General features: G+C 42.5%; 20 protein-coding genes. 14 read left to right on the top strand and 6 right to left on the bottom strand.

Going from position 1 to position 18638, the window contains the following annotated elements; all coding sequences use genetic code 11:
• The 3 genes from BVC89_RS11575 to BVC89_RS11585 all read left to right on the top strand — a co-directional run bounded on the left by BVC89_RS11575 (position 1) and on the right by BVC89_RS11585 (position 2470).
• Positions 1-990 carry a DNA polymerase III subunit delta' gene (locus BVC89_RS11575; RefSeq protein WP_086931339.1) on the top strand — a complete coding sequence of 330 codons (990 nt, stop codon included), beginning with the start codon at positions 1-3 and terminating at the stop codon, positions 988-990.
• 269 nt (positions 991-1259) lie between these two features.
• A complete protein-coding gene (locus BVC89_RS11580) occupies positions 1260-1613 on the top strand; it encodes a PilZ domain-containing protein (RefSeq protein ID WP_086931340.1) in 354 nt (117 codons plus the stop codon).
• Between the two features lie 77 nt (positions 1614-1690).
• A complete protein-coding gene (locus BVC89_RS11585; protein ID WP_086931341.1) occupies positions 1691-2470 on the top strand; it encodes a TatD family hydrolase in 780 nt (259 codons plus the stop codon).
• On the opposite strand, the gene BVC89_RS11590 is transcribed toward BVC89_RS11585, so the two are convergent.
• Both BVC89_RS11590 and BVC89_RS11595 read right to left on the bottom strand, forming a co-directional pair.
• Positions 2467-3576 (bottom strand): MJ1255/VC2487 family glycosyltransferase, encoded by a 1110-nt coding sequence (locus tag BVC89_RS11590; protein ID WP_086931342.1) that lies wholly within the window; start codon positions 3574-3576, stop codon positions 2467-2469. The two genes, BVC89_RS11585 and BVC89_RS11590, sit on opposite strands and share 4 nt — an antisense overlap.
• Entirely contained in the window at positions 3577-4092 is a 516-nt protein-coding gene (locus tag BVC89_RS11595; protein WP_086931343.1) for a phosphatase PAP2 family protein, read from the bottom strand.
• Positions 4093-4257: 165 nt separating this feature from the next.
• On the opposite strand from BVC89_RS11595, the gene BVC89_RS11600 reads away from it, so the two are divergent.
• The 9 genes from BVC89_RS11600 to BVC89_RS11640 all read left to right on the top strand — a co-directional run bounded on the left by BVC89_RS11600 (position 4258) and on the right by BVC89_RS11640 (position 13060).
• Positions 4258-4887, top strand: a complete 630-nt coding sequence (locus BVC89_RS11600; protein ID WP_086931344.1) for a dUTP diphosphatase — start codon at positions 4258-4260, stop codon at positions 4885-4887.
• 187 nt (positions 4888-5074) lie between these two features.
• A complete protein-coding gene (locus BVC89_RS11605; RefSeq protein WP_086931345.1) occupies positions 5075-6058 on the top strand; it encodes a malate dehydrogenase in 984 nt (327 codons plus the stop codon).
• Between the two features lie 152 nt (positions 6059-6210).
• Complete coding sequence (gene bcp / locus BVC89_RS11610; RefSeq protein ID WP_086931346.1) at positions 6211-6687, top strand: thioredoxin-dependent thiol peroxidase; 477 nt, start codon at positions 6211-6213, stop codon at positions 6685-6687.
• A gap of 660 nt (positions 6688-7347) precedes the next feature.
• Positions 7348-8352, top strand: a complete 1005-nt coding sequence (locus BVC89_RS11615) for a helix-turn-helix domain-containing protein (RefSeq protein WP_245929423.1) — start codon at positions 7348-7350, stop codon at positions 8350-8352.
• Between the two features lie 893 nt (positions 8353-9245).
• Positions 9246-9677, top strand: a complete 432-nt coding sequence (locus BVC89_RS11620; RefSeq protein WP_086931347.1) for a helix-turn-helix domain-containing protein — start codon at positions 9246-9248, stop codon at positions 9675-9677.
• Positions 9678-9933: 256 nt separating this feature from the next.
• Positions 9934-10269: a preprotein translocase subunit YajC gene (gene yajC / locus BVC89_RS11625; protein ID WP_086931348.1), complete on the top strand. Its 336-nt coding sequence runs from the start codon at positions 9934-9936 to the stop codon at positions 10267-10269.
• A 65-nt stretch (positions 10270-10334) separates the two neighbouring features.
• Positions 10335-11387, top strand: coding sequence for a D-cysteine desulfhydrase family protein (locus tag BVC89_RS11630; RefSeq protein ID WP_342752227.1), 1053 nt, complete (start codon positions 10335-10337; stop codon positions 11385-11387).
• A gap of 57 nt (positions 11388-11444) precedes the next feature.
• On the top strand, positions 11445-12356 hold the full coding sequence (locus tag BVC89_RS11635) for a 5'-nucleotidase (RefSeq protein WP_086931350.1): 912 nt from the start codon (positions 11445-11447) through the stop codon (positions 12354-12356).
• A gap of 194 nt (positions 12357-12550) precedes the next feature.
• Positions 12551-13060, top strand: coding sequence for a universal stress protein (locus tag BVC89_RS11640; RefSeq protein ID WP_086931351.1), 510 nt, complete (start codon positions 12551-12553; stop codon positions 13058-13060).
• 13 nt (positions 13061-13073) lie between these two features.
• Here BVC89_RS11640 and BVC89_RS11645 read toward each other — a convergent pair whose 3' ends face one another.
• On the bottom strand, positions 13074-13871 hold the full coding sequence (locus tag BVC89_RS11645) for a sulfite exporter TauE/SafE family protein (protein WP_245929380.1): 798 nt from the start codon (positions 13869-13871) through the stop codon (positions 13074-13076).
• 179 nt (positions 13872-14050) lie between these two features.
• Here BVC89_RS11645 and cysB point away from each other — a divergent pair, with 179 nt between their 5' ends.
• Positions 14051-15025 carry an HTH-type transcriptional regulator CysB gene (gene cysB, locus BVC89_RS11650; protein ID WP_086931353.1) on the top strand — a complete coding sequence of 325 codons (975 nt, stop codon included), beginning with the start codon at positions 14051-14053 and terminating at the stop codon, positions 15023-15025.
• Positions 15026-15141: 116 nt separating this feature from the next.
• Here cysB and BVC89_RS11655 read toward each other — a convergent pair whose 3' ends face one another.
• Together BVC89_RS11655 and BVC89_RS11660 are read right to left on the bottom strand one after the other, a co-directional pair.
• Positions 15142-15477 (bottom strand): hypothetical protein, encoded by a 336-nt coding sequence (locus BVC89_RS11655; RefSeq protein ID WP_086931354.1) that lies wholly within the window; start codon positions 15475-15477, stop codon positions 15142-15144.
• Positions 15478-15532: 55 nt separating this feature from the next.
• Positions 15533-16258, bottom strand: a complete 726-nt coding sequence (locus tag BVC89_RS11660) for a phosphoadenylyl-sulfate reductase (protein ID WP_086931355.1) — start codon at positions 16256-16258, stop codon at positions 15533-15535.
• Between the two features lie 293 nt (positions 16259-16551).
• On the opposite strand from BVC89_RS11660, the gene thrH reads away from it, so the two are divergent.
• Positions 16552-17169 (top strand): bifunctional phosphoserine phosphatase/homoserine phosphotransferase ThrH, encoded by a 618-nt coding sequence (thrH, locus tag BVC89_RS11665; RefSeq protein WP_086931356.1) that lies wholly within the window; start codon positions 16552-16554, stop codon positions 17167-17169.
• A gap of 20 nt (positions 17170-17189) precedes the next feature.
• On the opposite strand, the gene pabB is transcribed toward thrH, so the two are convergent.
• On the bottom strand, positions 17190-18521 hold the full coding sequence (pabB, locus tag BVC89_RS11670; RefSeq protein ID WP_086931357.1) for an aminodeoxychorismate synthase component I: 1332 nt from the start codon (positions 18519-18521) through the stop codon (positions 17190-17192).
• Positions 18522-18638: the final 117 nt, after the last annotated feature.

An 18638-nucleotide genomic window follows, 5' to 3' on the forward strand; every position in this document is an offset into this window, starting at 1 on the left:
ATGAATGATGCCATATTGCCAATGCCGCCTTACGATTGGCAACAAGCACAGTGGGAACAGTTTTGTTCGCGCATCAATGCAGATAAATTACCCCATGCTTATATACTTGCGGGACAGCAGGGTATTGGAGTTGAAGACCTTGCGGTAGCAATGGGACAGTATTTATTGTGCTTATCACCGCTCAATAATATTGCGTGTGGCCGCTGTCGAGGTTGCCAGTTACTAAACTCAGGTACTCACCCCGATCTTTTGCACATTGCGCCGGAGAGTAAAGGAAAACCAATAAAAATTGATCAAATCAGAGAGCTTGCTAGCTTCGTGGATCAAACCGCGCAACAAGGAGGGTATAAAGTTATTGTACTTGGGCCTGCTGAAGCAATGAATATTAATGCAGCCAATGCCTTGTTAAAAAACTTGGAAGAGCCTGCAGGCAAAACTATGTTTTTATTAACGACTTCTGAAATGCATCAGGTTCTGCCGACTATTCGTAGTCGTTGTGCGAAACTTATGCTATATCCTCCAAGCACCAAACAAGCTCTGGATTGGTTGCATTCTGTTGGCGTTGAAAACGCGGAAGATTTATTGCAGGAAGTAAGAGGTGCGCCGATTCTAGCTAAACAATGGGCGGATGAAGGCACCGATAAAGAGCGTTTACAGATAGTGGAGGATTTAACAGCAATTCTTAATCGCGATATCGAACCTATGGCTTTTGCTAAAAAATGGAGTAAGCATGAGCCATTGATACTTTTAGAATCTATGATGACAGGACTTGATTTAGTGCTGGCACATGTTTTAGCGGAGAAAAATTATCCGCAGAATTATGATGCTTTAATCAAAACGATATCGCACCGGCCAGCTGAATTTTTGTTTCGTCTGAGAGATCGTCTGGCAGAAAAAAAATTACAGTTCCTAGCTTCACCGAATCTAAATGCCGCACTTTTTATTGAAGAGCTAGTGCTTGATTGGTGCGCAATATTGAAGGCTGCTTGACCTCATTGTTGTTCAATACTTAGTCTATAATGTTAAAACCCTTAGCTATGTAGCTTTGTTTTTGTCGTTTACTAATCACTTGTTCATCAACCGCTGTTGAATGCCTATCATGCGGGAGCACATGAATGATTAATATGTTTGCTAACATCATCAATCATGTAAAATTGCATAGAGTGACGGCAACAGCCCCTAGACAGTTAGGTGATTTTTCTCTAAATTGAGCGTAGTTATATAAATCGGCAAATATTAAAAAGATACTGGAATAAAAAATGAAAGGTTTAGGCGGTTCAGCACGAAACGGTATATTGTCACTCACGATTCGTGACAAAGCTGTGTTATATGCGGCCTATATGCCTTTTGTGCAACATGGTGGGCTTTTTATACCCACCAATAAAACCTATAGTCTTGGTGATGAAGTATTCATGCTATTGAGCTTAATGGATGAGCCTGAAAAGATACCTGTTGCCGGTAAGGTGGTTTGGATTACACCAAAGGGGGCTCAAGGTAATAGAGCGGCAGGCATAGGCGTACAATTTAGTGGTGATGATGATATTGCCAATAATAAAATTGAGAATTATTTAGCCGGTTCCCTTGAATCAGATCGTCCTACTCATACGATGTAGATTACTTTGGTACTTTAAATCTTACCTGCTATTTATCTGTTATTTTCCAACTTCTCCTCTTATTTTCGTGATTAATCATGCTTGTAGATTCTCATTGTCATTTAGATAGGCTCAAACTCGACGGATACGATAACGGTTTGGACGACGCCATCGCCGAAGCCAAGTCTCGTGGTGTTAGTCACATGTTATGCGTATGCATTAGCGAAGAAAATAAAGACGTTGTTGTAGATATCGCACGGCAATTTCCTCAGGTATATGCTTCAGTGGGCATTCACCCTTGCGATGTTAAGGAGAATGTGGTCGGCGAGAGTGATTTGCTGGCTTGGTCGCAAATGCCTAAGGTTGTTGCTCTAGGGGAGACAGGCTTAGACTACTACTACAGCAAGGAATCTGAGCGGCAACAAAAAGAGAGTTTTGCTAGGCATTTGTCTGCAGCGGGTACTCTTGGCTTACCTGTTATTGTTCACACCAGGGAAGCGCGCGATGACACCATTGATCTTATTCGCGGTGAAGGTAATAGTGAGAGTGCAGGCGTACTGCATTGTTTTACCGAAGATTGGGAAATGGCGAAGAAAGCACTAGATCTTAATTACTACATCTCTATCTCAGGCATTGTGACGTTTAAAACAGCCAATCAAATACGTGATGTGGTAACAAAGATGCCGCTGGATCGCCTGCTCATAGAAACCGATTCTCCCTATCTCGCACCGGTTCCATATCGAGGTAAGTCAAACGAGCCTAAGTATGTGCGCGAAGTGGCAGAATATATCGCTGAGCTTTTGAATATTAGTCTTGAGCAAGTGGCCGAATCGACCACGGCTAATTTTTTCCGATTATTTGATAAAGCTAAAGCTTAAGCCGCTGCATCACTTGGCTTAAATGCGACACCTTGTTTAGGAGTAGGGTAGTCTCGGAAACTGGCGACATCCGGTGCTTCGGTGCGTGCCCACAGGTCATCAACCAGCTGCTCGCGCGACCCAGACTCTTTCCACTTAGCATTTTTAATCCAGTCAACAATGGCGGCTGCAACATTGGGGTAGACAACTTGCTTGCCCTCCCAGCTTTCGAGCCAGCGTCGAATCTGCAGCGGATCTAGGGTATCCATAGACATCCCCAAACCTAACTCCTCAAGTGCGCGAGCGTTGGAGAGCTGTTCCATTTGTCCTGTGAGAGGTTTAATCAATAATTTCTTACCCAGCTGAATAGCCTCACTTGACAGTTCAAAGCCGGCATTGCAGATGACGCCGCCAGCTGTGGCGAGATCCTGCTTGAAGCCTTCTCGAGAAAGGGGTTTTAGCTGGATATGCCCACGGCTTTCGTACTGAGGGAAGGGCCCGTAAAAAACAAACAGATGATCGTCGAAAGGTTCCAATAAAGAAATCACTTCCTGACTTGACTCAAAACCCAGGTATACCACGATTTTATTTGGATCACTGAGCTCGCTGGTGGCGTGGGTTTCCGCTATGGGAGGTAGAATAGACTGATTGAAATGATGCCAGTGAAGGCCCAACCCCATGGAAACTGGTGCAAAATTCTGCATGATAAGGCGCGGAACGAGTGATGCCCCTCTTTTGGGTACACTAAAGTCGAAAGCGTATTGATGACCGACGCCAATGCAGGTTTTCCCTGCTCGCTTAGCTGCCCAGGCCACAATAGGTTCGAAGTCCGTCAGGATGACATCGTAGCTATCAAGGGAGAGGCTTTTTACGTCCTTCCAAAACTGAAGCAGACTATTGTGCTTTATAGTGCGAAGGATTTTGAGGTCTCCTGCTTCATGGATAAAGGTTAGGCCACGGTAGCATTGCCAGTCGCCAAACTCATCCATATCGAAAAAATCAGCTCTATCTCGGCCTGAGAAAATATAATCTACCTCAATGCCTGCCGCTTTAAAATGTTTGCACATCGCTCGCGCACGAGTGATGTGGCCATTGCCTGTAGCTTGTACCCCGTAAAGTATTTTCATTTAAAATAATATGCCTACCAAAATGAAACAGATCGAACTACCGAGAAGCGCTCCTGCTAAGATATCGCTTGGAAAGTGGACTCCCAGCATAACTCTAGCAACTCCTACACAGCAGGCCCAAGGATAGAGCATTAAGCCGAGCCATGGATAAAAGAAGTATATACTGCTAATCATGAAAAAAGCAGCGGATGTATGGCCAGATGGAAAGCTGAACTGGTCGGGGGGTTCAACCTCACTCTTAAAGCCGGGAATGGCCGCTGGAGGTCGATTTCTGCGGAATATTGACTTAAATGACTTGTATGCAATACGCTCAATCAAAAAGCCTATTGCCAGCAACTGCGCGATAGCCCAATGCTGGTTGTAAAGAAATATAAAACCGACAAGAAAATACAAGTGCCCATCAGCAGACATAGAGATGAGACGGCTAATGCGCACAACGATATCTCTGTGCTTGTATCGCAGACACCAATCAAACGTCAAAATGTCGTAATTATGTATGCTTCGTAAAAGGCGCATGTATTTTCCTCCTCTTTCTTGCACATTAAAGTCCTTTGATGACGAAAATATGAGACATATATGTCAGTTATGTTACATTTTTATACGCCACATTTGTACCTCCATGAGTTAAGGATAATAGCTATGATAGAATCGCACGCAAAAATGACACTCTGAAGGTAGATAATGAAGCAACAACTTACCACGATGCTGGAAATGCAGGACGCTATGAATACCAAGGTACATGCCGACTGGCGTCAGCGAAATCATGAATGGTATCGCGCAATTTGGATTGAATGTGCCGAACTTTTAGATCACTACGGTTGGAAGTGGTGGAAAAAACAACAACCGGATAGAGATCAAGTTATTCTGGAGCTGGTTGATATTTGGCATTTTGGCCTCAGTATTGTTTTAAGCAACGAAAGTTCTGTGGATGATAAAGTGGCGAAACTTTGTGAGGAGCTGGACTTTGCCGATGTTGAGTGTGATTTTGCCAGCGACGTCGAAGTATTCGCAGCGACGACTCTGACGACGAAAACGTTTGATGTTACAGGTTTTTCTCGTCTTATGTGCGGCATTGGCCTAAGCTTTGATGAGCTGTACCGACGTTATGTGGGTAAAAATGTGCTGAATTTCTTTCGACAAGACCATGGCTACAAAGAAGGCACTTACCGTAAGACTTGGCAGGGCAAGGAGGATAATGAGCACCTTGTGGAGATAATCGAGCAACTTGATACAACGCAACAGGGATTTAAAGATACGCTCTATACTGCATTATCAGATAGATATAAGAATTCTAGCGAGAATAACCTCTAGAGCCTATTAAGGAGCTCTAGATTGGCTTCTAAATTAAAATAAATGACGAGCCCGCTTTGTATTGATGCAAAGGATTAATGAGTAATTTAATGACTTTTTTTCCAATTTCTCTATAATTGCGGCCGCTTAGTTTTTAAGGATCATTGTGATCTCTACCCTTACTCAAGAAAGCAAACGGAGAAATATCGTGAAATCACCCGTTCGTGTTGCCGTAACAGGCGCTGCAGGCCAAATTAGCTATTCCCTTTTATTCAGAATCGCCGCAGGCGAAATGTTGGGCAAAGATCAACCCGTCATTCTCCAGCTGCTGGAAATTACCCCCGCTTTAGACGCTTTAAAAGGCGTTGCGATGGAACTAGATGACTGTGCATTCCCTCTTTTGCAAGAAATGGTTTGCACTGATGACGCCAATGTGGCCTTCAAAGATGCTGACTACGCGTTACTAGTTGGTGCTCGACCACGTGGCCCCGGCATGGAACGTAAAGATTTATTAGAAGCCAATGCGGCTATTTTCTCTGTGCAAGGCAAAGCCATTAATGATCATGCTTCACGTGATATTAAAGTGCTTGTTGTCGGTAATCCAGCCAATACTAATGCACTAATTGCCCAGCGTAACGCACCAGATATCGATCCTCGTCAATTTACTGCGATGACACGCCTTGATCACAATCGTGCGATGACCCAATTGGCCCAGAAACTTAATGTGTCAATCAATGATGTAAATAAAATGACAATCTGGGGTAACCATTCTTCCACACAATACCCTGATCTATTTCATGCCTTTGTCGACGGTGACGTGGCGGTAGAGAAGGTGGATCAGCAGTGGTACAAGGAAACTTTTATTCCAGATGTCCAGCAACGCGGTGCGGCGATTATTAAAGCGCGTGGTGCATCGAGTGCTGCCTCTGCTGCCAATGCTGCTATTTTCCATATGCGTGACTGGGCGCTTGGCTCACCAGATAACGACTGGGTAAGCATGGGCGTATATAGCGATGGCAGCTATGGTGTTGAAGAAGGGCTTATCTACTCTTTCCCATGTATATGTAAGGATGGCGACTGGCAAATTGTTCAAGGTTTGAGCATTGACGACTTCTCTCAGGAAAAAATGACTGCCACTGAGCAAGAGTTAAAAGAAGAGCGAGATGCGGTGAAGTCTTTATTACCTTCATAAGTAAGCGCTGAAGTAGCTTTTCTAAAAACGCCAAAACTCATAATTTTGGCGTTTTTTTTTGCTAAAGAAATCTGCTGACTATCTTAATTACGTAATTGCCAATAAAATTCAACCCTTATATTTGCAACCATTATTTAGAGAAAAACTAGCTTATGTCCTTCCCAAAAATTGGCAATAAAGCGCCCGCTTTCACTTTACTTAATCAGCATGGCGAAAAAGTAACCCTGTCTTCTTTTGCAGGTAAGAAGAATGTTGTTCTTTACTTTTACCCTAAGGCTCTTACACCTGGCTGCACTACACAAGCATGCGGAATTCGCGACTCTAAGAAAGAATTAGAAGATCTGGATACCGTGGTGTTTGGTGTTAGCCCTGATCCGGTAGATAAACTGGTGCGCTTTATCGATAAACATGAGCTAAATTTTGATCTGCTGTCCGATGAAGGACACGCTATTGCTGACAAATACGGCGTCTGGGGCTTAAAAAAGTTTATGGGTAAGGAGTTTATGGGGTTGATCAGAACCACTTTCATTATAGGTAAGGATGGTCGCCTCCTAAAAGTTATGGATAAATTTAAGACCAAAACCCATCATGAAGATCTGCTTGCCACATTGGGCGAGTTGGGCGTCTAGATTCCCTGTTATAAAGTACTTTTTAATGTTATCAACACCTCTAGCACTTGCAGAGGTGTCGTAAGCAAGACACTGATGCGTAAAAATCGTTTTGCCATCGATATCGAAGAGCCTCTGTGCTTGACTAAGAAGTTTTTGAACGCTCTTGCGTGATATTTCTAAAAAAACGTTCCGGCAATTTCCCCTAGATGATCACAATAACAGAAGCCTAAGTCGTTATTCTCAATGAATTGGTGACCCCGGCGGTGACGTTAAATTCATCATTCTCTGCCTTGCCGATATCCATAGATCGAAAGGTAGGGGTCTCTTTGATGAGTATTACTGGCGCCCAAACCTATCACAAGCTTTGAAAGCCGCAAATCGCTATAGACAAACACCGAGTAAACTCGCATCATAGACGATCTAATCGATAACTTAATCGTATTTTTAGTTGGTTTTGTGCTCTATATGGGTTCAAAATGCTCAGGTTGGCTTTGATGACAAAGTGTAAGTCACGGCGAAAATAAGACAATTCTTATACTTGGAGTTAAATTATTGTCGTCTTATTTTTCTTGTTGGCGCGATAAAGCCTAGGCGTGTAGGTATTAAGCCGCATAATCTGAGTGGCAGTATGTGGGGTCGATGCCCTGCATTTAAGAACATAAATGATTAACAAAGGTGGTGATTATTTTGGAACTAACCGAAAGTAGCAATAGGTATCCAGACTCTAACCCGGTTGCCTCTCTCATAGGGAATTGGAAAATAGATGATGCGGAGCAGTGCCTAGCATATTTTTATAATGTTATTGTCAAAAGTCACGCTATGGAATCATATAATCAAGCGATTAATTTATTGCTTGATGCTGGTAAGCAACGTTTTGGTATGGATTATGCGCTAGTGACTCGCCCTGTGTCTGAAAGTGTATATGAAGTTCAAGCATTTTCGTGCGAGGAAGATGGACGCTTTTATGTAGGGCAGCATATCTCTACAGCAAGTTCTCTGTGTCATAGGGTTAGAGGCTCAGGTGACGTCTGCTCTGTTTCAGATGTTGCTAAAACAGAGGGAACAATATCGCAATTGGCATACGCTGGTGTAAACGTAGGCTCCTATGTCGGCGCTCAAGTTAAAACGCATTTTGCTGCTTCCAGCATTCTATGCTTTTTCTCAAGCGCGCCAAAACAGCAAAGTATTGATGCAGAAGACGAGAATCTACTGGAAATGCTGGCTCAGGGTGTTGCCTACTTGGTAGATCAGCAAAAAACACAAGCCCAGCGAAAAAATATTGACTCAACCATGTTCGCTAATGGTTCTTTAAATACGTTGGATGAATATTTAGAACAGGCTAAGTTACCTGAACTTTATGGTATCCCTGGACGTGTTGTTGAAGTGCTTAAAAAACGTATAGGCGAATCTGCACTTAGTATCGGTCACATTTCCGATGAACTCACACTTTCTAAGCGAACATTGCAACGACGTTTACAACAGCAAAATGTTAACTTTGCAGAGTTGCGTGATCAGGTTCGATATCATTACTCCATTGACTATCTAGTTAAAAACCGTAAAAGTATTGATAGCATTTCTACTGCGTTAGACTTTTCTGACCGCACAAGCTTTACCAATGCTTTTAAAAGATGGACGGGAATGTCTCCCAGTACTTTTAGAAAGCTGTTTAGAGATTTTGTTTAGCTTTAATCCTTGCGTTTAACTGTAGGCTCGTAGTGCGTTTTTATGCGTGTTATGGGCCTTAATTCTATTACGTGTTTGTTATTCTCAATTTAGCCTTTCTCGATAAAGCAAAGTAGAAAAATACATTGCATCTTCTTTTCTTAAGCACTTTTTTTGCATCGAGCATTAATAAGCCTATAACTCTATTCATTGTTCAGGTAACTCGTTTTTAAATATTACCTCTGATAAAACTACATATTATTCTTACTTTAATGTAAAAAAATGTAACTGCATTTGATCTTGCAAAATAAAAAAATAAATTGGTTTTTAGATGGTATTTATAATTAATATATTTTTTTATTTTAAAAAAATAAGTAATAGAAAATCGATATCTATTATTCGAAAGATCAGAAAAAGGAATTTAATTTCTAGGGAAAAATTTTCATTTCTCTTCGCTAAATCTATTCAATACCTATTACATTTATAGAACTGATTATATTTATTAATGAATGGTATTGATAATGGCGACAGTGTTGCGTCAAAAGTAAGTGGTGGGCGCTTAAATTATCTTTTTTGTGCGGTTTATATGATGATTTGCTTTTTAACGCGACGCTTTTTGATTTGCTGATCAATCGATCGAAGTTTTTGTTAACATATTAATCAGCTGAATTACTTCTGTTCATCTCTGTATTTAAATTGACATATATTTTTTTGCGATATTTTTTCGCTGAATGTGGCAGATTGTTCTTAGAAAATGCGAATCAAGTTGGGTTTGCCTGCGCTTGGGGTATTTTAAAAAAGAGCGATTGGCGTATAATGGGTTTCTCCTAACACTTCGCTTTAATTTTTTGCACTGGTTTTTAACTGCAAATCAGATAAGCGTTTTAATTAATTATTAGCAGGGAATCTACCTGATGATAACAAAGTTAAACGCGCAGCATAATGTTGCCGAACCAGAAGTATTACACGGTGCCGAAGCACTTGATGCCTATCTTGAGAAAGCAAGATTACCCGATGTAGTTGGTGTTCCATCTCGGGTTGTTGAGGTTCTTACTCGTAGAATAGGTCATGCTCCTTTGAGTATTAGTCATGTTGCTGATGAGCTTAATTTTTCAAAACGAACGCTACAACGTCGCTTGCAGAAGCAGAGCGTAAGCTTTGCTGAGCTGAGGGATAAAGTTCGGTTCCACTACTCAATTGATTATTTGATTCGACAGCATATGAGTATTGATAATATCTCTGCTGCTTTAGATTTTTCTGATCGAACGAGTTTTACTAACGCCTTTAAGCGTTGGACGAACCTTTCTCCTAGTACTTTCCGCAAGCTATTCCGCGACTACGTTTAATATCAAATAACGGGTGTGGTTATTCAACCATAAGCGCTTCAATGCGCTACCCCGTTGCTTCGATAAGTCAACTCTTGTAAAGTTAGCGACCCTTGCTAGCACTCGTCTGTTTGGCTGTTTTTTGTTCGGCCATTGCTTTTTGTAGCTGCACCAGCTGCCTGATTCCTGCCACTTATTATAATAGTTTTTGGCCGAGCAACTGCTGCTTAAATAACAGACGGGTCGAGTTCACATATAGAATTATGGGAGTATGTAAATGAGTTTTTTTATTGCCGAAGCGGTCGCACAAGCTGAACCTGCAGCAGCACCACAAGGTGCGGGCTTTCTCAACTTCGCTTTGTTAGGCGGTCTCTTTTTGTTCATGTATTTCATGATCATAAGACCTCAGCGCAAGCGTCAGAAGGAGCACACTGAATTATGCGAATCTCTATCTAAAGGCGATGAAGTTGTGCTCAGTAGTGGTATGCTGGGTAAAATCGTTGATGTTGATGAAAAATATATCACGGTTAAAGCTGGCGATAATGTTGAGCTTAAGTTTCAAAAGCAGGCTGTTCACGCAGTGTTACTCAAAGGCACGCTTAAGTCCCTTTAACTAGGGGCCTTACCTCAACTTGTATCCGCTGTTTAATCATTCAATTAACACAGTAACTTATTGCTATGTTGCCCAATTATCCTCCTAAGCTAAGCCTCGCCAATCTGCCGACTGAATTTCGCCCACTCGATCGAGTTTCTGAACTACTGGCGGGGCCGAGAATATGGCTCAAGTGTGACGACCAGACCGGTTCTCTCGTTTCTGGTAATAAAATTCGAAAACTTGAATTTTTAATGGCTGATGCAAAAGCCAAAGGCTGCGATACGGTGCTTACTTGTGGCGGTATGCAGTCTAATCATTGTCGAGCAACGGCGGCGGTAGCGGCGCGTCTGGGGCTCAAATGCCATTTAATTTTGCGTGGCCCTAAAAGCCAGTCTGACAGCCAAGCTGTGCATGATGTGCAAAGTTGCACTGCTAAGCAATATCAGGGAAACCTTTTACTCGACGATTTGTGTGGGGCTGAAGTTTCAGTTTATCCGCCTACATATTATTTTGCTCGTATGAACGAAATATTTGATGAGCATGTGAAACGTTATCAGGCCTCTGGCCATACCTGCTATACGATTCCCACAGGTGGTAGCAATGGTGTTGGATTATGGGGGTATATTGAAGCAGCCAGGGAGCTTGTAGATGATTTCTCTCGCAGTGCGGTATCACCGTCTTCTGTGGTGTGCGCAACTGGTTCTGCCGGTACTCAAGGAGGTTTAAGTCTGGGCTTTCAGTTGCTTGATCATCCGATGAATGTAATTGGCATGGCCGTTTGTGATTCAGTAGAGTATTTTGATAGTAAAATTCGTGAAGATGTGAAGGAATGGCAAACGCTATATATGCCTAACGAACCGGATGTGGCGGCAACCATGAATATACATACGCTAGATCGTTATATTGGTCCAGGCTATGCGATGGGTTACCCAGAACTATTTGAATGTATCCGCTGGCTAGCTAAGAATGAAGGTGTGGTGCTTGATCCCGTATATACTGGTAAAGCCTTTTACGGACTTACTCAAGAAATTAAACGTGGCCGCTTTGATGGTCAAAGTGATGTTGTGTTCGTTCATACAGGTGGTATTTACGGTATCTTCCCCTTTAATGAGGAGTTGAAAGGTTTTGTGCAATAACTTGCCCTAAGGGTTTATTGTGCTATAAAGCCAGCTTTGTATAATAGGTTCTAAATTATGCCTGCAGCATTCGGAAATACTTTAGTTATCGCTATATCATCTCGTGCATTATTCAATTTGGATGAAAGTCACCAGGTTTATGAAGAGAAAGGGCTTAAAGCCTATTCTCAGTATCAGATCGATCATGAAGATACTATCTTAGAGCCCGGTGATGCCTTTCACATGGTAGAGCGTTTGTTGCAGATTAACGATCTTCTCGGTGGAGCCCCAAGGGTTGAAGTTATTCTATTGTCTCGCAATAGTGCTGATACTGGCTTGCGGGTATTTAATTCCATCAACCACTATGGCTTAAAGATCACGCGGGCGGCCTTCAGCGGTGGTGAAAGTCCCTATCGCTACATTAGTCCATTTAATGCCCACTTATTTCTCTCGATGGACGCAGAGGATGTGCGCGGTGCTCTGGAATACGGTGTTGCAGCCGCTACCCTAATTGCCTCTAGCAAAGATAAGCAGCGCGCGCCGGAGTTGCGTTTCGCCTTCGATGGTGACGCTGTATTATTTTCTGACGAAGCTGAACGAATTTATAAATCCCAAGGGCTCGCAGCTTTTGCAAAAAGCGAAACTGAAGCTGCGAAAACTCCTTTAAGTGGCGGTCCTTTTAAATCTTTTCTCTTCGCTTTGCAGCGCTTGCAGGCAGAGTTTAGTGAGGGCAACTGTCCTATACGCACTGCCCTGGTAACTGCACGCTCAGCACCCGCTCATGAACGTGTGATACGAACTTTGCGGTCTTGGGATATCCGTATTGATGAGTCCTTATTCCTCGGTGGTCTATCTAAGGGTGAATTTCTCAAGGCTTACGGTGCGGATGTTTTCTTTGATGACCAACAGGTGCATTGTGAATCGGCCCGTGAACATGTACCCACGGCGGGACACGTCCCTCACGGTGTCGCAAATATTGAAAAAGAATAAAACTTCTTTTTTGTTAGGGCTTTTTAATAGGCCCCAATATAAGAAAGTAACAATTAAGACATATTCCTTCTAGCTTTAAGAGCAAACACTCCACACATATAGGTCTGTCGCTGCTAGGCTTAATATAGATAGTGTAATAGCTTGTATCTCACAGTTTGGCACTATGGTATTAAGTTTTGTAAAAAGAGTGCTAGATGTTCAGAAAGATCCTATTTGCCACAGATTTAGGCCCACTAACTTCGCTTTCTCTCGCTTATGTAGAATCTTTGGCTCAGCACTTTGATGCACAAATTAGCCTTGTCCATGCAGTACCGCCGCTATCGGAATTTACCAATGCAGTAGTTAAGAGTTATTGCTCAGATGATATAAAGCGTGAAGTGCTAAAAGCGGGTAATGTCCAAGGTATTATTGAATCTGTTAAAGACGAAGTATTTGAGATGATAGCCTCTCAAAGCGAAGTTGAAGAAAACATTCTTAATCGCCTAAAAGACATTGTGATTGTTCCAGGCAAGCCTGTGCCTATTATTCTGTTTGAAGCCGATCGCTTGGAGGCAGACATTATCGTTATTGGTAGTTATGGTGTGGATGGTGCCCAGAGGAATGTTTTGGGTTCTGTGGCTACCAAAATTCTACAATTGTCTCGTGTTCCAGTTTTACTAGTTCCTATGATTAATCCCAACCCCATGGATATCCGCAATGTGTGAAGGTACTCGGTGCTTAATGTGAGCCGCCACCAAAAACAGCAAACTTGATACCTATAATCAGCAATAAAACAGCGAGTACCGGCTGTAAAATGGTGTTGGGCACCTTAGCAGCAGCTTTCGAGCCGAAATGGACGGCCGGCAGCGATCCCAACAGTAAACCTGCGAGTAGATAAAAATCCACATTGCTGTTCCATAGGTGGCCGAGGCCGGCGATCAAAGTAAGGGGCACCGCATGAGCGACATCTGTGCCGACGATATGCAACGCGGGAAGTCTGGGGTATAGCCACATTAGTAAGGCAGCGCAAAATGCTCCTGCGCCAACAGACGATAGGGTTACAAAAACTCCCAGAAACACACCCGAGGATAAGGTGATGATATTAGCATTACGGTGCACCCATGAGATCTTTAACTCCTGATGATCCATTTCTCCTTGGATCCTTTTTCTAAAAAATACCACTAAGGCTGTGAGGATCAGCATGAAGCCTAAGGCTTGACTTAACTGTGATGTATAATCCATATCCGGGGGAACGATGTATCTGAGCACATAATTGGTTGCAATAGATGCGGGTATGCTGCCGGCGGCTAACCAAAATACGAGTTGCCATCGTATAGTACCTTGCCGTTTATGGGTTGCCATTGCCCCTGTTTTTGTCACAGCTGCGTAAAGCAGATCAGTGCCTATGGCGATCTTTTCAGGAATACCAGACAGGATAAGTAGGGGCGTCATTAATGAGCCGCCGCCGACACCTGTGAGTCCTACCGCAAGCCCAACACCGGCTCCAGCGAGGATATAAAAGAGGAAATCCATCATTTTTTGCTAACTTTTTGTAGAAAATTGCCATAAAGGACAAAAACGACTGGCAAATATAACGATCTATAACTATTCTTCAAAAGAATATTTGATTATATTTTTATAATGAAAAAACTAAGACTCATGGCAATAATCAGTATTCGGCTCTTCTGTACGAACTGCCGCCACTTGGAGGGCATATGAAACTGCAGCAACTGCGTTATATCTGGGAGGTGGCACATCATGAACTGAATGTGTCAGCTACTGCTCAAAGTTTATACACGTCACAACCAGGAATCAGTAAACAGATTCGTTTACTTGAAGACGAGTTAGGCGTGGAAATTTTTTCGCGAAGTGGGAAACATCTCACGCGAATTACTCCGGCAGGGGAAGCGATTCTCCGCACTGCCGGTGAAATATTGCGTAAGGTGGAAAGTATTAAACAAGTTGCACAGGAATTTAGCAACGAGAAAAAAGGCAGCTTGTCGATTGCTACTACGCATACGCAAGCACGCTATGCTCTGCCGAGGATTATTGGGGACTTCATTAAAAAGTATCCTGATGTTGCTCTGCATATGCACCAAGGTACGCCTATGCAGATCTCTGAGATGGCGGCCGATGGCAGCGTTGACTTTGCAATAGCAACAGAGGCTCTGGAGCTATTTAGTGATTTGATTATGCTGCCCTGTTACCGCTGGAATCGCTGTGTGCTAGTGCCCAAAAACCATCCTCTTTGTCAGCTTTCCAGTTTGACTTTAGAAGATGTGGCTAAGTACGCTATCGTGACCTATGTATTTGGCTTTACGGGACGTTCTAAACTGGATGAAGCTTTCATGGAAAGAGGTCTGGCGCCGAAAGTAGTATTTACTGCTGCTGACGCTGACGTTATCAAAACCTATGTTCGCCTAGGGCTAGGTATTGGTATTGTAGCCAAAATGGCCTACGACCCCACGGAAGATGAAGATTTGGTGGCGCTCGATGCTAGTCATTTGTTTGGTGCGAGTACCACAAAAATTGGCTTCAGGCGCGGTACGTTCTTACGTGGCTTTATGTATGAGTTTATCGAGCAATTCGCGCCGCATCTAAATAAGGATATTGTTAGCGAAGCGTTTAATCGTCACTCTAAACTTGAGCTAGATGAATTGTTTGCTCATGTAGAGTTGCCTGAATACTAGGCAGAACTCTTGTGTATTAAAGCGTAAGTGTCAAAGTGGGAGGCTGCCCACTTTGACACTTTGTTGTGGTTAATACTGATAAGTTTTAGTGTCAACAGGCCCTAAGATCTAGGCTTTTACAAAAAGTCTAGATCTTGGTTATCGTTCATAATTTCCTTGAGTTCGTCAGCTTCATTCGTTTTCTGTTCCAGCACATCCTTGACGAATTTCATATAGATGGTATGAATTTCGGGCGCTTCGCCATCGCGTTCGACGACGAAGAACGGTGCTCGATTGACTTCGTATTTTCTCGCCAAGGCGATACCTTCACTTTCTGGATCGCGCTCATCGGCCACAGCAATATGATTAATGTGTGACATATAGCCAGAGCTTTCTAACTTATCGAGAACATCGCCGCATTTTTTGCAAGGCTCTCCATTTTTTAATATCTTTTTAACTAGTGTTATTTTCATCTGCTTGTCCAATTCTTTACTTAGTTATGCCTTCAGTTAGTCTAGTAACCCTAGGCTACTTTTTTATATTGCTGCCGTGTAAACCACATTCTTTCTTTGTAGCTTCCTCCCACCACCATCGGCCTTCACGCTCATGTTGTCCAGGGCCTATGGGCTTTGTGCATGGCGCGCAGCCAATAGAAACAAAACCTTGATCATGCAAAGGGTTATATGGAACGTCATTTTCACGAATGTAGCGCCATACTTGCTCAGAGGTCCAATTCACTAGAGGATTGTATTTGGCTAGTGTTTGCTGTGGTCTGGCAAATACCTTGTCATTTTGTAGAACCGGTATCTGTGCACGAGTTCCCGGACTTTGATCTTTGCGTTGTCCGGTAACCCACGCGTCCAATGTCAATAATTTATTGCGCAGCGGTCCTACTTTTCTTATCCCGCAGCATTCCTGATGGTTATCCTCGTAGAAACTAAATAAACCCTTGTTTGCGACTAACTCTTGTACCGCTTTAGATTCGGGAAAAAGTAGCTCAAGCGTGATGTCATAGTGCTTGCGTACAGTTTCTATAAATTCGTAGGTTTGTGTATGTAGGCGACCGGTGTCGAGACTAAATACTGAAATACCGGGTTTTATCTTACTCGCCATATCAACCAATACGACATCCTCTGCACCAGAAAATGAGATCGCGATATTGTCGTACTCTTCAATGGCATGTGCCAAAATTTTTTGTGGAGTACTGGTCTGTAACTGGCTATCAATATCAACAAAATTGATCATTTCACTCATCGTTAGAGGTTTCCTATTCTTATACAGTTGTAGTCGTAGAACTGCATATGGATGATATCACTCTGTTGCATCTGTTTTGCTTGCGAATTAGAGTGAACAGGCTCAAAGTTATTTCGGTGGCGAAGAATACCAGAGCGCGGGAGGGATGAGAAATAGCCAAGGCTTATAGTTATATATCTAAACCATAGATATAGCCGCCTGCTTTTTAACCACTGGAGAATTATTAATTAAAATAGTTGTTCTTCAGGTTCAACCCTAAAAATGTAATGAGTGTAAAACGATAGGAGGTAGGAGTGGAGTTAGCCTGTTTAGATTTGGAAGGGGTTTTAATCCCCGAAATTTGGATTAAATTTGCTGAAAAAACTGGCATTGATGCTTTACAAGCGACAACTCGAGATATTCCGGATTACGATGAGTTAATGACGATGCGTCTTAATGAATTGGCAAAAGCTGGTTTGGGGTTAAATGAAATCCAAGAAGTCATTGCCACTTTAAGTCCTTTAGAGGGGGCTGCTGAGTTTCTCGATTGGCTGCGTGAGCGTTTTCAGGTAATTATTTTATCGGACACTTTTTATGAATTTGCAGGCCCATTGATGAAACAGTTAGGTTATCCAACACTCTTTTGTCATAAATTGACCGTTGATGGATCAGGCAAAGTTACTCATTATAATCTGCGTCAAGCTAACCCTAAACGTCAGTCTATTGCCGCGTTCAAAACTCTGTACTATCGCACTATTGCTGCTGGGGATTCATACAATGATACCACCATGTTGGCAGAAGCTGATGCAGGTATATTATTTAGTGCACCACAAAATGTGATAGATGAATTCCCTCAGTTTCCTGCTGTGCATAGTTATCAAGATTTAAAACAGGCATTTATCAATGCTAGCGAGAGAGAGCTGACCTTATAAAAATCTCTCGCTTAAGCCTCTTAAGATATTGCAGAGTATTCTTTTAATGTTTGTATTAATACTGCAATTTTCTGAAGAGATTCTTGATATTCTTCTTCGGGTTCGGAGTCGGCAACGATGCCGCCTCCACCCCAGCAATAAATTTTTTCTTCACTTACCAGCACTGTTCTTATAGTAATACTTGAGTCGAAATTCCCGAAGCAACTTAAATAACAAATAGAGCCACAATAAATATTACGAGGTGTTTCTTCTAACTCGCGGATAATTTCCATGGCTCTTTTTTTCGGTGCTCCGGTAATTGAGCCCCCAGGGAAACAGCGGCGAAAGAACGTTAGTGGCGAAGTCTCTTTTTCTATAGTGCCAACCACAGTGCTGACTAGGTGATGGACGTTTTTGTAGCTTTCCAGTGCAAATAACGACGGGACTTTTACACTGTGGGGCTCGCAAGACTTGCTGAAATCATTGCGCAGTAGGTCCACAATCATAAGATTTTCAGCACGATTTTTTTCGCTATTTATTAAGCTTTCTGCCAGATTTTTATCTTCACGTTTATTCTCATGGCGTGGTGCGGTGCCCTTAATAGGTTGGGTAGTGGCAAGCTTGTTATCAATACTGATAAAACGTTCTGGCGAAAAGCTTAGAATCTGGTCATCGCCTAACTCTAAGTAGGCAGAAAAAGGGCTCGGCAAAGCTCTTCTTAATGCTAAGTATGCAGCGCTGGCATCGCCTTTAAAATTACCGCTAAATCGCTGGGAAAAATTTATCTGGTACGTATCACCCGCCAAAATATAGTGTTGGATTTTTTCTAATATTTTGCAGTAACTAGTTTTGTCCAGGTTAGAGGCAAGGTTAGACACTGTAAATGTAGGGTGAGATACATCCAAAGGTGTATTCACTAGCGTAAGTATTCTCTCGCGTTTTTCTTGGCTACATTGTGGTAGAAAAACGACAAATGAGCGTTGCTGGTTGTGATCCTGAATTAACGCCCAATCAAATATACCAAAGATACTTGGTCGTAAGCCTTCTTCGCTAGGTGAAATATTATATTCTAAGGCGTTGTGTTCGTAGTTGAAAAAACCTATGGCGCCCCCCCAAAAAGGAATGTTTTGTCTTTGTAATTGTGCCAGTGTTTGTTGATCGCACAATTGTGCAACCTCGTATTCAATATCGTCTGTGCTTGGATTAATTAATTCTTTTAATGGGGCAGCTGATAGAATATCACTATTGCCGTAGTGGCAAGCAGGTTTGCCACTGTCTAACCAAACACGTTTACCTAAAGGCATTATGCGCAAGAAGTAAGATTCCGCATTTTCTAAATAATCAATAGGGGTAATAAGAGCAATACTAGACATTACTATTTATATGATAAGTTTCCGACACCGATATGAAGTTCGCGAAAAGGCACTAAGTGTACTGTTTTGGGGCGTCATTTACTATCCCTTATCATTTTATGAGCTTCATTGAAATTC

Origin of the sequence: Agarilytica rhodophyticola (assembly GCF_002157225.2) — a bacterium.
GTDB classification, from domain to species: Bacteria; Pseudomonadota; Gammaproteobacteria; order Pseudomonadales; family Cellvibrionaceae; genus Agarilytica; species Agarilytica rhodophyticola.